The following is a 13,777-nucleotide window of genomic DNA, read 5'->3' on the forward strand; positions in this document are numbered from 1 at the left end:
TGGCTACAAAAAAAAATCTCCGGAGGATTTAAGGACAAACAAATTCCTGAACCGTGCCTCGAGCGAAGTTAACGGTTTTGCCGAACTTCTGCAACGCTTCGAAAGAAATATTTCCATCCTGGGCAGAAGCAAGCGTACCTTCGAAAATTATTCCCGTCACGTTGTAGCATTAGCGCTTCATTTCGGTAAAGTCCCTACCGAATTAGACCCGGAAGACATCAAAGATTACCTTTTTGAACTTCAACAGCGCTCCAAAACTCCGTCACAAACGTACTTCAAACATACCGTTTATGGACTGCGGTTTTTGCTGAAAACCGAAGGCTTGCCTTACAGCTACCTCCATCTTCCCGCGATTCCAAAAGTGAAAAAACTTCCCACTATTTTAAGCCGTGAAGAAATCTGGCGAATGCTTCAAAGTGCCGAACTCCTGAAACACAAACTGCTCATCGGCCTGATCTACGGTTGCGGACTGCGCTGTATGGAAGTAAGGAATATCAAGCTTCACACCCAAAACGCTGCTCAATAAATGCCGGTGCTGCAAGGAGGGAAACCTGGTGACCATTGCTGTTTTCGGGCAGCGCGGTCCGCCGCAGGACTTTCTTTTCGTCACCCAACCTTTGTCTGCGGAATAAACTTGCGGGTAAGGGAAGTTGTGCCCTACAGCCAGTAAAACCCCGCAGAAACCACTTCCAAAGGCTACCCAACACCACAAAAAAAGCAGTCCTTCTGAAAAACTGCTTTGCACCTCTAAATTCTAAAAACGACATCCCCATAAGAGGACCATCATACTGCTGAAAAGCTACCGGAGCTTCCGTTCAACGGGCTTTCATCTTCTGTCCTGCGGACAAGACGAAAGCTTAGTTATTATCGGAAGTTTTTTTATTTTATTTTTTCAAGTTCTTCATAAGTAAATTCCTTGTACTCGACACCAAATTTTCTTGCGTTTTCTTCCACAGTAGTGTCAAAACCGGCTTTTTTTCTTCTTAAATTAACATTTTTCGCATCTTCAATTGGAAGAACATAAACAAAATTTTCTTGTTTGCCATCTTTATTTATCATTCTCATTCCTAATTGAGTTCCATAAATTTGTGGTTTCTGTTCACCTGTTAATTTTCTGTCAAGCATCATCGCAACATATGTGAAGGGTAGTTCACCGCTTTTACCTGCCTTTTCAATAATTGGATAATATTTTGAAATTTTGTCAGGATTATGCTGTATAACATAAAAAACTGCTGTATTTGCAGGTTCACCAACCAATGATTTTCCTGGATAACCATATTTTTCTACTATTTTTTCTACTTTTTCAAAATTTGTTTTATCGTTTTGCTCAATTATTTTAAAAACATTTTGATAAAGATTTTCGGTTGTGTTATTGGTTAATTTTGCAATTTCTTCTCTTCTTACTTGCGTTGTATTATTGTCAATAAATTCTCTATAAATTTGGTCAACAAAGACAATTTGTTCCAATTGCTTTTTTAGATCTTCATTAATTGTAGATTGAGATTTACAATTCAAAGTCATTAAAAATATTGAAATTGCTAAAAAAATATTCTTTTTCATACGGTTTTATTTAAAATGGCAGATAACGGTTGGGGGCTTGGCGATGGCGGGAAAATCGAAGCACAAAAGTCCAGTTTTGCACAAAAGTTCAATCGTAGAACTACCGTTGAGTTTAGCACCAAACCCGCCATTTTGCCAAACTGCTGTTGAACTAAACCTCCGGTAGCTTTTCCCATTCGCCGTTTTAGTAACTTTGTTTTTATTAACCTTTTAAAAACTCATCAAATGGCTACAAAAAAAAATCTCCGGAGGATTTAAGGACAAACAAATTCCTGAACCGTGCCTCGAGCGAAGTTAATGGTTTTGCCGAACTCCTGCAACGCTTTGAAAGAAATATTTCCATCCTGGGCAGAAGCAGGCGTACCTTCGACAATTATTCCCGTCACGTTGCAGCCTTAGCGCTTCACTTCGGTAAAGTCCCTACCGAATTAGACCCGGAAGACATCAAAGATTACCTTTTTGACCTTCAAAATCGATCAAAAACCCCTTCTCAGTCGTACTTTAAACATACCGTTTACGGCCTGCGGTTTTTGCTGAAAACTGAAGGCTTGCCTTACAGCTACCTCCATCTTCCCGCGATTCCAAAAGTGAAAAAACTTCCCACTATTTTAAGCCGTGAAGAAATCTGGCGAATGCTTCAAAGTGCTGAACTCCTGAAACACAAACTGCTCATTGGCCTGATCTACGGTTGCGGACTGCGTTGTATGGAAGTAAGGAATATCAAGCTTCAGCATTTGGATTTCGACCGGAAGATGCTGCTCAATAAATGCCGGTGCTGCAAGCAGGGAAACCTGGTGGCCATTGCCGTTTTCGGGCAGCGCGGTCCGCCGCAGGACTTTCTTTTCGTTACCCAATCTTTCTCTGCGGAATAACCTTTGCGGGTAAGGGAAGCTGTGCCCTACAGCCAGTAAAACCCCGCAGAAACCACTTCCAAAGGCTACCCAACGCCACAAAAAAAGCAGTCCTTCTGAAAAACTGCTTTGCACCTCTAAATTCTAAAAACGACATCCCCATAAGAGGACCATCATACTGCTGAAAAGCCACCGGAGCTTCCGTTCAACGGGCTTTCATCTTGTGTCCTGCGGACAAGACGAAAGCTTAGTTATTGTAGGAAGTTTTTATTTATTCATTTCTTTTATATTTTTCACTACATTCCTCAATGCAATTAATATTGTTTGTTATCAATTCAATAGATGTAATAGAAATAATCCTATATTTGTTTTTAAATTGATGCTCAAAATCATTATTATTACAAGAATAAGTTAAAGTAATGATTTTGTATTCTGAATTTGCGGGGTCTTGTGAAATTACATATGTTCCACTTCCACAGCTAGCAAAATCATTTCGACTAAATGTATTGTCTTTATTGAATATAATTGTGTAACTATTTGTTGCCTCTGTCCATTCTGTAGGATTGCTGCCGTCACTTATTTTTGTTTCTTTTAAAATCCAAGAACCGTAAATTTCGTTCCCGATTGGTTCGTTATCATCATCTGATTTACAAGAAAAAAAACTTGTAAACATTACTAAAATTAAGATTAAATGTTTCATAATAGGTAAATTTATTCGATTAATATTTTTTGAACAATTTTTTTACTGTTTTTTGTAACAACAATAATGTAATAACCTTTATTATATTTATTTAGGTCAAATTTATTTTTGTTGAAAATTGCAACTCTAACACCACTCATATTTATTAATTCTGCAGTAATAGGATTATCAGTGTTAATTTGTTTACTTGTTGATGTTGTATTACTACCTGAACAAGGATCAATAATTATTGCTTCATAATTATTTTTAGAAATTTTTGTTAATTTTAATGTTTCATTGCATGGACCGGGAGGAGCGGGAGTTATAACTCTTGTAATTTCAGTAGTTCCACAAGAATTTGAAGCAGTGATTTTTAAAGTAACAGTCCAATATAAATTTGGTCCGTGTCCAAAACCAGAAAATCCACTTCCACCAGCTTGTCCATTATTTGTACTTGCAGTTTTTGTCCAAGTTGTTGAATTTATTCCTTGTAAAGTAATATTATTTCCTTCTCCACTTATTAAATCAATATCAACATAATTACTATTTGAGTTTAATTGAACTTCGATATTTGGTTTGCCAACCCAAACTTGATAGTTAAATGTTGATCCATTTATAGTAGCAGTAATAACTCCCATTCCACTCGTTGTAGAAGTCGCAGATTTCACTACGATTGATGAGTTGGTAGGTGTGCCTACAACAGATAAATTAGAATTTACAGACCAAAAAACCTGATAATTATTAGGATTGGAAATTGAAAAGGTAGAGCTAATGTTAGGACAAATGATTGACTCTCCAGTAATTCCTCCACATAAATTACTTTTTACCTGTTGCAAAACGGGAGAACCGTCAAGTGCATCCCTCATTCTAACTCCTTGCAATGAAGTAAAGTGGTCTAAATTTGCTGGAGGAGAATAAGACATAATATTTGTTAAATCCGGATTATATCCTTGTGTTGCACCAACATTTGCATCTGCAGGAGTGTCACAAACATAATCTCCACAACTATTACAATTGCTTCCATTAATTGCTTCAGCACAAGAACCAGATGAAGGTTCAGCTGGACTTCCGTGAAAAGTATGCCATAAATTTATACAATGTCCAAGTTCGTGAGCAGAAACTCCTGTTTGGGCATAAGAATTAACAATTACTAAATTTCTAGATACTATTTGTTCTGCTCTTCCAGCCCAATTACTACAGCTATTAACGAGGTAAAAATTTATTGCATTAGGATTGTTGTTTGTAGCTACTATACTAGAAAAATAGCTATCATTTGTATTGTAAAAATTACTATTATTGATATAGTCAACACCTGCATTTCTAATATAAATATTGTGCTGATTGAATTTTGAATTTAGAAGATTCACAATTTGATCCACAAAAGCATTTGAAACACCACCACTACCGTTAGAATCTCTAACAATATGAAATTGCACATTAATACAAATTGGTGTATTACTATAATTTGTATTGTTTATATCCCTAAATCCTTGAACGATTCCATTTTGTGGTGTTCCACAAGTTACCTGACTTTTTACTACTATAATCATTAGTAGCAAAATTAAAAAAGTAAATTTTTTCATATTAAAACATTTGTGTTCTCAAATTTAAATTAAAGAAATTGAACTGAGAACTTTAATTCAATTTAAATTAATTATTATTCTTGTAAAGTTACAATTTATAACGATAGATTTTGTAAAATTTCCTACAACGGTTGGGTATTTCTGTTGGCGGGGATTATTATAACTGGTTTTTGTAAATATAACAAAAAGAACAACTAGGGAAAATCTTTACGATGTAAACTTCAACCCCGCTAATAGAAATACTTTGTTGAACTAAACCTCCGGTAGCTTTTCCCATTCGCCGTTTTAGTAACTTTGTTTTTATTAACCTTTTAAAAACTCATCAAATGGCTACAAAAAAAAATCTCCGGAGGATTTAAGGACCAACAAATTCCTGAATCGTGCCTCGAGCGAAGTTAACGGTTTTGCCGAACTTCTGCAACGCTTCGAAAGAAATATTTCCATCCTGGGCAGAAGCAAACGTACCTTCGACAATTATTCCCGTCACGTTGCAGCCTTAGCGCTTCATTTCGGTAAAGCCCCTACCGAATTAAACCCGGAAGACATCAAAGATTACCTTTTTGAACTTCAAAAGCGATCAAAAACCCCTTCTCAATCGTACTTTAAACATACCGTTTACGGACTGCGGTTTTTGCTGAAAACCGAAGGCTTGCCTTACAGCTACCTCCATCTTCCCGCGATTCCAAAAGTGAAAAAACATCCCACTATTTTAAGCCGTGAAGAAATCTGGCGATTGCTTCAAAGTGCCGAACTCCTGAAACACAAACTGCTCATCGGCCTGATCTACGGTTGCGGACTGCGCTGTATGGAAGTGCGGAATATCAAGCTTCAGCATTTGGATTTCGACCGGAAGATGCTGCTCAATAAATGTCGGTTCTGCAAGCAGGGAAACCTGGTGACCATTGCCGTTTTCGGGCAGAGGGGGCCGCCGCAGGACTTTCTTTTCGTTACCCAAACGCTGTCTGCAAAATAACCTTTGCGGGTAAGGGAAGTTGTGCTCTACAGCCAGTAAAACCCCGCAGAAACCACTGCCAAAGGCTACCCAACGCCACAAAAAAAGCAGTCCTTCTGAAAAAACTGCTTTGTTTCTCTAAATTCTAAAAACGACATCCCCATAAGAGGACCATAACGCTGTTGAAAAGCCACCGGAGCTTCCGTTCAACGGGCTTTCATTGTTGGCTTTGCAAGCCCAACGAAAGCTTAGTTATTAGGCGATGTTTTTTTACTTTATCCATATTGTTGCTTTTTCAATAGGATTGTTATGCGAATCCTTAAAGAAATTGAATTCTTTTGTAATTCTTTGATATAATTCCATTGGTTCTATTGTTGCACCTGTTATATCTTTCATTTTAAGACTGTTATTTTTCATTACAGATTCTCTTACATAGAGTGCAGGATCTTTAATTAAATTTTCTTTAATTTTTAGAAATTGTTCTTTTGAAGTCTTAATAGTGGAAGATGGCATTTCAATTTTTTCATTTTGTTTTAAAATACTTGTGGCTACAAAATGATAATTGTCTTCTAAATCATAAATTTCTAGAATTAGACCTGGTAATCCAAAAAATTTATATGGTCCATCATTTATTGGAATTTCATCAGTAAACCAAGCTTCCCAAACTCTACCTCCAAAGTTGACAGTTGCACTTTTGCAAAAATAATTAAGTATTTCCTTTTTACTGTTTGAAACTTGCCATTGTAATTTTGGAAAGGAATCTTTATAAGCAAAGTTTCTTGAACTAATATTGTGTATATCTAAAAATTCTCTCTTAGAAAAATTTTTGAATATTCCAAAATTTAATTCATACTTTAGAGAAACTTTAGGTGCAATTCCGGTTTGGATAAATTCAGATGTAACTCTATCATAAATTGAATCTAATTTAAATTTCGTTTCGTTATAAAAATAAGATTCTCCTTCATAACATTTTAAAGTCATTTCTTCTATATTACGTTTTTCATTTGTGGAATCAGGTTTATAAGAAACCTCATATGTGATTTTAACTTGTCCATAAAAATTACAATAACTGATTATAAATGCAATATTAATAAACAATACCAGACTCTTGCAATTCTGGATATACTTTTTCAATTTTTGTAATTTTAAGAATGTTTTTTCCATCATCGCTGCAATTGCATTTTTGTTGTTTTATGAAATCTTTGGTATCATTTATGTAAAAATCCTCAAATTCTTTCCAAGTTAAAAACGTATTTTCTCTTAAGAAATCATCCAAATTTTTATTATTGAATTTCTTATCTTCTATTAATATGTTGGTTGCCTCAAACTTATATAAACCATCATCACTTTCAATTTTTAAAATTATTCCATCTAATCCAATAAATTTCCACGGTCCCGAATTTACCAAGATATTTTTAGCAAAATAAGCTTTATAATTTCTTCCGCGAAATTTTGTTGTTGCGGTCAAGCATTGATATCCTAAGATCGAAATTTTCTCATTATTAATAATTTTCCAAACAAATTCAGGTTTATCCTCAACAGCTACTCTTCTAATAAGTGTTTTTTCTAAAAAGTAAAATTCATTATTTTTTTTGAATAAAGATTTAGAATAATCATATGAATTTATAGAGTCTCCTTTTGCATTTACTATCATTTTCCATTCACTATTCCCGTGGTCATCGAGAATCAGTTGATATTTTAGTTTATTTTCTGTATTTATAAAATCATAATCGACAACTTGTGCTTGCGAAATAATTATAAAAAATAAACTAAAAATAAAAGTTAATTTTTTTTTCATTTTATTTTTGTTTTAAAAATTGGAAAAGGGAAGACCTACAAAAATCTTCCCTTGAATAAATAGTTTAACATCCAACTCCAAATACTGCAGCTTTTAGCTTAGCAGCAGCACAATTGTAAGCTTCTTCAAACGTAGTTCTGCAACAAGTTACAGTTACAGTGTCTCCGTTACAGTCACTAGAAGACTGTGACACACATTCAGATAACTTTTCTTTCGAATTAGAAAAGTCTTTCTCAGAGATTTTCATAGGAACCTCTACAACATTAGTAGTTGCATACGCAAAAGTTCCTGACAAAATGAAAATTGATGAAAATAATAAATTTTTCATAATTAGTGATTTTAATTATTGCTTACTCTTTTATTTTACAACGTTTTTTCAGCTTATTCCGTTATTTATTGTAGTTTTTTATAAAATGTCGCCTAACGGGAAAGGGCTTTGCGAGGTGCGGGCTACTGCAACCGAAATTGGAGAGGAGAACCGAGAGCTAGCAAAAACTTTTTCCATTTTTTAAAATTACAAAAAAACTAAAAAATGGAAAAGTTTTTTGCGGATATTTTCTACAAATTTTCTAAGATTTCCTTCAACCCCGCATCTTGCAAAACCCATGTTGAACTAAACCTCCGGTAGCTTTTCCCATTCGCCTTTTTAGTAACTTTGTTTTTATTAACCTTTTAAAAACTCATGAAATGGCTACAAAAAAAAATCTCCGGAGGATTTAAGGACCAGCAAATTCCTGAACCGTGCCTCGGGCGAAGTTAACGGTTTTGCCGAACTTCTGCAACGCTTCGAAAGAAATATCTCCATCCTGGGCAGAAGCAAGCGTACCTTCGACAATTATTCCCGTCACGTTGCAGCCTTAGCGCTTCACTTCGGTAAAGTCCCTACCGAATTAGACCCGGAAGACATCAAAGATTACCTTTTTAAACTTCAAAAGCGATCAAAAACCCCTTCTCAGTCGTACTTTAAACATACCGTTTACGGACTGCGGTTTTTGCTGAAAACTGAAGGCTTGCCTTACAGCTACCTCCATCTTCCCGCGATTCCAAAAGTGAAAAAACTTCCCACTATTTTAAGCCGTGAAGAAATCTGGCGAATGCTTCAAAGTGCTGAACTCCTGAAACACAAACTGCTCATCGGCCTGATCTACGGTTGCGGACTGCGCTGTATGGAAGTAAGGAATATCAAGCTTCACACCCAAAACGCTGCTCAATAAATGCCGGTGCTGCAAGGAGGGAAACCTGGTGACCATTGCCGTTTTCGGGCAGCGCGGTCCGCCGCAGGACTTTCTTTTCGTCACCCAACCTTTGTCTGTAAAATAACCTTTGCGGGTAAGGGAAGTTGTGCCCTACAGCCAGTAAAATCCCGCAGAAACCACTTCCAAAGGCTACCAAAAGCCACAAAAAAAGCAGTCCTTCCGAAAAAACTGCTTTGCACCTCTAAATTCTAAAAACGACATCCCCATAAGAGGACCATCATACTGCTGAAAAGCCACCGGAGCTTCCGTTCAACGGGCTTTCATCTTCTGTCCTGCGGACAAGACGAAAGCTTAGTTATTATCTGCTGCCCTTTTTCGATCTTGCCAGTTAAGCTAAACTTTATATATCTGTTTAATCATTTCCCAAATCTTCAATTCCTCATTTTCATTGTAACGTCCAATTGCTTTCAATTCATCCACAATGTTTTTTGTTATTTCGGTTATTAATTCTAAAACCGATTTTTCGGGAATGATAATCGGAATTTTCTTGATGTAATTTGCTGGATTATTGGCTGATGGATTGATGGTTCTTATCAATTTATTACAGGTAGGCGAATTGAAAAAAGCCAATAAATAATACGTCAGACTTTCGTCTTTTGGGAAAATACCTACAATGCTTTGGTCAAACAATTTGTTTTCAATTAAGGAAGCGGTAATGCTTGACGAACTTATCATCGGCACACCGATGCCAAATTTGAAATAATATTTTGGGTTCTGAAATCTTGCTTTTTTATCAGTTTTATAATGTAGTACAGCTTCCTTGCTCCAATTCATAAACCAACTTTCGGGTTTTAAATATTTGGTATTTCCACCCTTTACAATTGGTAGAAAATGTTGGTGTCCGTCAATTCCGGTTAAAATATCAGGGTTATTTTTGTAGTCTGAATTAATAGTTTCTGCGTTTACTAAATTATAGTGTTTCCCATTTTTTAATTCAGGGCTAATCACTTGTAAAAATCGCTTGTCATCGCCCGAATAAAATCCCGTAACGCAATCGGCAATATCTCCGACTTTGAATTTTGATTGATTAATTAATTTTAGAATATTGCTGTTTTCAGCAATTAAAAAAGCGTGGTCTGGATTATTAAAAACGTCTTCTTGTTTGAAAGAATAAGTTTTTAAATGCTCATCTTCAATATTGGTTAATTGCTCTACTTCACTAAACCCATTTACAACATTGAAAACATTTTGCAGACATTCTTTGTAGTTGCTTTTCTTACTCAAGGTAATGATGGAAAGATTGGCGTACCCAAAATTTACTCCTGGGAAAAATGAAGATGGAAATAAAGCTAATTCCACAATTTGCGTTGTGGTCAAAATATGATTTCTCAAAGCCTTGTGCATATGAAGATTGAGGAATGTATCGGGAATGATGAATGATAAAATACCGTCTTCTTTCAACAACTCAATACAACGATAGAGAAACAAACCATAGCTTTCTTTTGCATACAGTTCGGGATACATTTTTTTAAGAACGGCTCTCTTTTCATAATCTTGCCAAGCTCCGTACGGTGGATTAGCTATGATTTTGTCATAAATGCCACCAAAGCAAGAATTAAACTTTAATTCAGTATCTAATAATGTATCGCACTCCCGAATAATAACATTTGGGCAATCTGAAAATTTCTCATTAAGAATTTCAACGGACTTAGGATTTAGCTCGCAAATATCTATATGAGCAAACTCGTTTTCACTCAAAATAGCCTCAACAAATACACCATCACCACCGCAAGGTTCAAAGATTTTATCACTTGCCTGCAATGATAGTTTACTAACCATATAATCAACGATTGGTGTTGATTTGGTGTAAAATGCCTGATATTTTCTTGCTTCGCTTATCATTACCAAAGTAAATATTGTAAAAGATTATTGTTGGTCAAATGTTGTGTAGTTTCTGCATTGAAATCTGAAGCCCAATCAATGTTAGTTTCTGTCCATTGTTTCAAGTTGTAACCTGAATATTCACTAATTTTTTGATAGGCTTCATTTCCGCAATATGCTTCCCAAATTCCTGAATTTTTCAGCGTGTTGAAATAGCTGTTGTTTTCTTGGGCTCTTACAAAGAGCAAACACTTATAATTGTCGTCAAGGTTTTGGTAAATGGTTGCTACTAATAAAAGTCTGTTGGTATTTCCTTTTTCATTTGAACCAAAACCGCTTTTGAAATCAACAACATATTTTTGGTCATTGTGAGAAAAATGCAGGTCAAGTTCCAACTGAATTTCTCCTGAACTTACCAAACTCCAAACTTTGTCATAATATCTTTTCAGTTCTTGTTTTTCTTCGTCAGAAATAGTCAAATTATCAATATAGTCTGTAATTTCATCCGTCATCTTCTTTTTTACTTCCGAAAATAATGGTGGTACAAAAAGTGAAATATTATTTACAGGATAATAAAAACATAGCTTACAAAACGGATCCCAAAGCTCGCCAACTCTTCTTGAAAAGTCCATATATTCATAAGGTCTTACCGAATTTCGGCTCTCAATCATAACTACAATGTTGCAATAAGTAATCATCAAAATGGCTTCTAACTTTTCTTGGTTAGTCCATTTGTCTTTTTCGGCTTGTTGCAATAAAGTTGTTATCAGATTATTCTTAGTCTGGTTCAGTGCTTCGTTGATTGCTCTTGCTCTTTTATCAGATTGAGTGTCTGCAAATTTGGTTTTGATTTGTGTCAAAAACTCCGTTGCTCTATCTCTAAAATAAGATAAAAGTTCTTGCTTCTTGTTCTTTATGTTCTTATCTATATTCATTTTTTGTTTTGTAGTCTTTGGTATTTAATTTTCTCTTCTGCCACTTTCAAAATTTCAAGTCCGTTATCTTCATCTAATAATTGATAAGTGATTTTGTCACTTAGGTATCGAAGTTTCAACTCCGATTTGTCAATGTCAAAAATTCTTGAAATTCTGTCAATAATTTGGTCGTTTGCATTTCGCTCATTCTTCTCGATTTTGCTGAGAGTTGAAGTGTCAATGTCCAACTCCGCTGCCACTTTTCTAAGTGGAAGGTTAGCATTTTCTCTGAGCTCTCGAATATACTCTCCGAATGATATTTTTTCTACCGTTGACATTTTTTGCTTTGGCATAATTTGTCCAAAATTAATGAATCGTTTTTGTCTGACAAAATTTTCCGGAGTGTTTTTGTCGGGATGGTGGGTGGGCTTAGGTGCGTTGGCAAAATTGCAGCTTTTTTGCTAGCTTGGGTCTGTGTGTCGGCTTTGTGCGGCTTGCAAATATGCTGCAATGTGCGGTGGATTGTTGAGTTTTTGTCCGTCAGTTGATTGTTATACGTTCGCTCGGTAGGGGTTGCAGATAACGGTTTGCGGCTACCCGAAGGGCGGGACTTTTACCACAAACTTGACTTGAAAAACTAATGTTCCACTAACCACAAAACTGTCTTTGGAACACAAAACCTCCGGTAGCTTTTCCCATTCGCCGTTTTAGTAACTTTGTTTTTATTAACCTTTTAAAAACTCATCAAATGGCTACAAAAAAAAATCTCCGGAGGATTTAAGGACAAACAAATTCCTGAATCGTGCCTCGAGCGAAGTTAACGGTTTTGCCGAACTTCTGCAACGCTTCGAAAGAAATATTTCCATCCTGGGCAGAAGCAAGCGTACCTTCGACAATTATTCCCGTCACGTTGCAGCCTTAGCGCTTCACTTCGGTAAAATCCCTACCGAATTAGACCCGGAAGACATCAAAGATTACCTTTTTGAACTTCAAAAGCGATCAAAAACCCCTTCTCAGTCGTACTTTAAACATACCGTTTACGGACTGCGGTTTTTGCTGAAAACCGAAGGCTTGCCTTACAGCTACCTCCATCTTCCCGCGATTCCAAAAGTGAAAAAACTTCCCACTATTTTAAGCCGTGAAGAAATCTGGCGAATGCTTCAGTCCTTCTGAAAAAACTGCTTTGTACCTCTAAATTCTAAAAACGACAACTCCATAAGAGGACCATAACGCTGTTGAAAAGCCACCGGAGCTTCCGTTCAACGGGCTTTCATTTCTTGTCTTGCAGACAAAACGAAAGCTTAGTTATTGTACGATGTTTTTTATTTAGCCAATTCTATTGAATTTTGGTCATTAAGATCTTGCAGTTTTTGTTTTTGAATATTTCGCAAATTCTCAATTGATCCTGGTGCAATTGTTGTTTCGGAATTTGCCAATGTTCCGATTAGATTCTCATTAAAATTCTTTTTTGCCACTTGTAAATCATCAAAAGTTGTTTCTTTTGCTCCTTCATATCTGCGTTTATTTATTGTCAAAATTTTTCCTTTTATTTCAGTACTTGAAACAGATTTTACAAGTTCAAAATCATAATCTCCACTTTCGTCAGATATTTTGATAATTAATCCTGGTAATCCTGTAAATTTATATGGTCCATAAGAAAGAGGGATTTCAGTTGAATACCACGCAATCCAGTTTCTTCCTTTGTAATTAACTTCAGCTTTTTTACAAGTTAATGAATTTATAGTTTTTGATTCATTAGTAAGTTTCCAATTTGTTATTATTGGCTCATTATATGAAAGCAAAGACATTCCAATATTTTCAAAATATTGAATGCTTTTACTGGATTGAATTATTGCATATTTAAATTTTGATTTTGGAAACGATTTACCCCTGAAATCTATTCCCGCAGCGGTTCCACCTCTACTAACTTTTTGAAATTCACTCTGGAATATAGAATCAAATTTTAATGATTTTTCACTAATAAAAAATGCACGATCCTTTATAACCTGTAAAGAAAAAAGCTCTTCATGTATATAAGTTGGTGTTGATTTATATATTTTCCCTCTCATCAAATATGTAAAATCAGCAATAAGTGAATCTTGTTTTTCAGTTTGAGAATGTATTATCGCAAATAAAAAGAACGTTAGAAGTATTGAAATTTTTTTTAAACTAATCATAAGATTTATTATTATAGTAAAAACTGCACTTATAGTTTTAGCTATAAGTGCAATAGATTAAGATTTAATTATTAACAACCTGTTGTGCATTTAGGAATTAAATAAAAAAGAGATTGTTCAATTGGATAGAAATCCGTATATTTAATTGATTATCAAATAATTAAATAAATGAACAATCTTACTCAA

16 protein-coding genes and 5 pseudogenes are annotated in these 13,777 nt (G+C 35.3%); 9 read left to right on the forward strand and 12 right to left on the reverse strand.

Annotated features, from left to right (window positions below):
* Positions 1-28: 28 nt before the first annotated feature.
* A complete protein-coding gene (locus DTW91_RS12935; RefSeq protein ID WP_262696658.1) occupies positions 29-160 on the reverse strand; it encodes a hypothetical protein in 132 nt (43 codons plus the stop codon).
* Between DTW91_RS12935 and DTW91_RS13020 the strand changes: the two are divergent.
* Positions 119-247 (forward strand): annotated as a pseudogene (locus DTW91_RS13020) (integrase); the annotation flags it as partial. The gene DTW91_RS12935 and the pseudogene DTW91_RS13020 overlap by 42 nt on opposite strands.
* Before the next feature lie 57 nt (positions 248-304).
* Entirely contained in the window at positions 305-526 is a 222-nt protein-coding gene (locus DTW91_RS13025) for a hypothetical protein (protein WP_184909213.1), read from the forward strand.
* A gap of 353 nt (positions 527-879) precedes the next feature.
* Here the strand turns inward: DTW91_RS13025 and DTW91_RS03400 are convergent, their stop codons facing one another.
* Both DTW91_RS03400 and DTW91_RS12940 read right to left on the reverse strand, forming a co-directional pair.
* The gene (locus DTW91_RS03400; RefSeq protein ID WP_125202012.1) at positions 880-1,560 is read right to left on the reverse strand and encodes a DUF6624 domain-containing protein; all 681 of its coding nucleotides are present in this window, start codon (positions 1,558-1,560) and stop codon (positions 880-882) included.
* A 254-nt stretch (positions 1,561-1,814) separates the two neighbouring features.
* Positions 1,815-1,946 (reverse strand): hypothetical protein, encoded by a 132-nt coding sequence (locus DTW91_RS12940; protein WP_262696659.1) that lies wholly within the window; start codon positions 1,944-1,946, stop codon positions 1,815-1,817.
* Here DTW91_RS12940 and DTW91_RS12805 point away from each other — a divergent pair.
* Both DTW91_RS12805 and DTW91_RS12810 read left to right on the forward strand, forming a co-directional pair.
* Positions 1,905-2,033, forward strand: a pseudogene (locus tag DTW91_RS12805) (integrase); the annotation flags it as partial. The gene DTW91_RS12940 and the pseudogene DTW91_RS12805 sit on opposite strands and share 42 nt — an antisense overlap.
* Before the next feature lie 57 nt (positions 2,034-2,090).
* A complete protein-coding gene (locus tag DTW91_RS12810; protein WP_228412640.1) occupies positions 2,091-2,432 on the forward strand; it encodes a tyrosine-type recombinase/integrase in 342 nt (113 codons plus the stop codon).
* A gap of 250 nt (positions 2,433-2,682) precedes the next feature.
* Here the strand turns inward: DTW91_RS12810 and DTW91_RS03410 are convergent, their stop codons facing one another.
* Positions 2,683-3,111 (reverse strand): hypothetical protein, encoded by a 429-nt coding sequence (locus DTW91_RS03410; protein WP_125202013.1) that lies wholly within the window; start codon positions 3,109-3,111, stop codon positions 2,683-2,685.
* Positions 3,112-3,122: 11 nt separating this feature from the next.
* Positions 3,123-4,673 carry a zinc-dependent metalloprotease gene (locus tag DTW91_RS03415; RefSeq protein ID WP_125202014.1) on the reverse strand — a complete coding sequence of 517 codons (1,551 nt, stop codon included), beginning with the start codon at positions 4,671-4,673 and terminating at the stop codon, positions 3,123-3,125.
* 445 nt (positions 4,674-5,118) lie between these two features.
* Between DTW91_RS03415 and DTW91_RS13030 the strand changes: the two are divergent.
* Positions 5,119-5,247: pseudogene (locus tag DTW91_RS13030) on the forward strand (integrase); the annotation flags it as partial.
* Positions 5,248-5,304: 57 nt separating this feature from the next.
* Positions 5,305-5,646, forward strand: coding sequence for a tyrosine-type recombinase/integrase (locus DTW91_RS12820; RefSeq protein WP_228412641.1), 342 nt, complete (start codon positions 5,305-5,307; stop codon positions 5,644-5,646).
* Positions 5,647-5,895: 249 nt separating this feature from the next.
* Here the strand turns inward: DTW91_RS12820 and DTW91_RS03425 are convergent, their stop codons facing one another.
* The 3 genes from DTW91_RS03425 to DTW91_RS03435 form a co-directional block, all read right to left on the reverse strand.
* A complete protein-coding gene (locus tag DTW91_RS03425) occupies positions 5,896-6,759 on the reverse strand; it encodes a GLPGLI family protein (protein ID WP_185144732.1) in 864 nt (287 codons plus the stop codon).
* Positions 6,713-7,423, reverse strand: coding sequence for a GLPGLI family protein (locus DTW91_RS03430; protein ID WP_125202016.1), 711 nt, complete (start codon positions 7,421-7,423; stop codon positions 6,713-6,715). Before DTW91_RS03430 ends, DTW91_RS03425 begins: the two co-directional genes overlap by 47 nt.
* A 64-nt stretch (positions 7,424-7,487) precedes the next feature.
* A complete protein-coding gene (locus DTW91_RS03435; RefSeq protein ID WP_125202017.1) occupies positions 7,488-7,751 on the reverse strand; it encodes a hypothetical protein in 264 nt (87 codons plus the stop codon).
* A gap of 448 nt (positions 7,752-8,199) precedes the next feature.
* Here DTW91_RS03435 and DTW91_RS13035 point away from each other — a divergent pair.
* Positions 8,200-8,406: pseudogene (locus DTW91_RS13035) on the forward strand (phage integrase N-terminal SAM-like domain-containing protein); the annotation flags it as partial.
* Between the two features lie 9 nt (positions 8,407-8,415).
* Positions 8,416-8,637, forward strand: coding sequence for a hypothetical protein (locus DTW91_RS13040; RefSeq protein ID WP_184909213.1), 222 nt, complete (start codon positions 8,416-8,418; stop codon positions 8,635-8,637).
* Between the two features lie 375 nt (positions 8,638-9,012).
* On the opposite strand, the gene DTW91_RS03450 is transcribed toward DTW91_RS13040, so the two are convergent.
* From DTW91_RS03450 to DTW91_RS03460, 3 genes are read right to left on the reverse strand one after another with little or no spacing between them, the layout of a single operon-like run.
* Entirely contained in the window at positions 9,013-10,521 is a 1,509-nt protein-coding gene (locus tag DTW91_RS03450) for an Eco57I restriction-modification methylase domain-containing protein (protein ID WP_125202018.1), read from the reverse strand.
* Entirely contained in the window at positions 10,521-11,435 is a 915-nt protein-coding gene (locus tag DTW91_RS03455; protein WP_125202019.1) for a hypothetical protein, read from the reverse strand. The genes DTW91_RS03450 and DTW91_RS03455 overlap by 1 nt, the downstream gene beginning before the upstream one ends.
* Positions 11,432-11,767, reverse strand: coding sequence for a helix-turn-helix domain-containing protein (locus DTW91_RS03460; RefSeq protein ID WP_228412632.1), 336 nt, complete (start codon positions 11,765-11,767; stop codon positions 11,432-11,434). Before DTW91_RS03460 ends, DTW91_RS03455 begins: the two co-directional genes overlap by 4 nt.
* A gap of 484 nt (positions 11,768-12,251) precedes the next feature.
* Here DTW91_RS03460 and DTW91_RS12945 point away from each other — a divergent pair.
* Positions 12,252-12,458, forward strand: a pseudogene (locus tag DTW91_RS12945) (phage integrase N-terminal SAM-like domain-containing protein); the annotation flags it as partial.
* A 278-nt stretch (positions 12,459-12,736) separates the two neighbouring features.
* On the opposite strand, the gene DTW91_RS03470 reads toward DTW91_RS12945, so the two are convergent.
* Entirely contained in the window at positions 12,737-13,591 is an 855-nt protein-coding gene (locus DTW91_RS03470; RefSeq protein WP_124802119.1) for a GLPGLI family protein, read from the reverse strand.
* Positions 13,592-13,777 lie beyond the last annotated feature (186 nt).

The sequence above is a fragment of the Chryseobacterium sp. SC28 genome (genome assembly GCF_003932955.1).
Classification (GTDB): domain Bacteria; phylum Bacteroidota; class Bacteroidia; order Flavobacteriales; family Weeksellaceae; genus Epilithonimonas.

Coding starts and splice junctions, on each gene's coding strand:
- DTW91_RS03415 (WP_125202014.1), bottom strand. CDS start 4,673: ATGAAAAAATTTACTTTTTTAATTTTGCTACTAATGATTATAGTAGTA.
- DTW91_RS03430 (WP_125202016.1), bottom strand. CDS start 7,423: ATGAAAAAAAAATTAACTTTTATTTTTAGTTTATTTTTTATAATTATT.
- DTW91_RS03410 (WP_125202013.1), bottom strand. CDS start 3,111: ATGAAACATTTAATCTTAATTTTAGTAATGTTTACAAGTTTTTTTTCT.
- DTW91_RS03435 (WP_125202017.1), bottom strand. CDS start 7,751: ATGAAAAATTTATTATTTTCATCAATTTTCATTTTGTCAGGAACTTTT.
- DTW91_RS03460 (WP_228412632.1), bottom strand. CDS start 11,767: ATGCCAAAGCAAAAAATGTCAACGGTAGAAAAAATATCATTCGGAGAG.
- DTW91_RS03450 (WP_125202018.1), bottom strand. CDS start 10,521: ATGATAAGCGAAGCAAGAAAATATCAGGCATTTTACACCAAATCAACA.
- DTW91_RS03455 (WP_125202019.1), bottom strand. CDS start 11,435: ATGAATATAGATAAGAACATAAAGAACAAGAAGCAAGAACTTTTATCT.
- DTW91_RS03470 (WP_124802119.1), bottom strand. CDS start 13,591: ATGATTAGTTTAAAAAAAATTTCAATACTTCTAACGTTCTTTTTATTT.
- DTW91_RS03400 (WP_125202012.1), bottom strand. CDS start 1,560: ATGAAAAAGAATATTTTTTTAGCAATTTCAATATTTTTAATGACTTTG.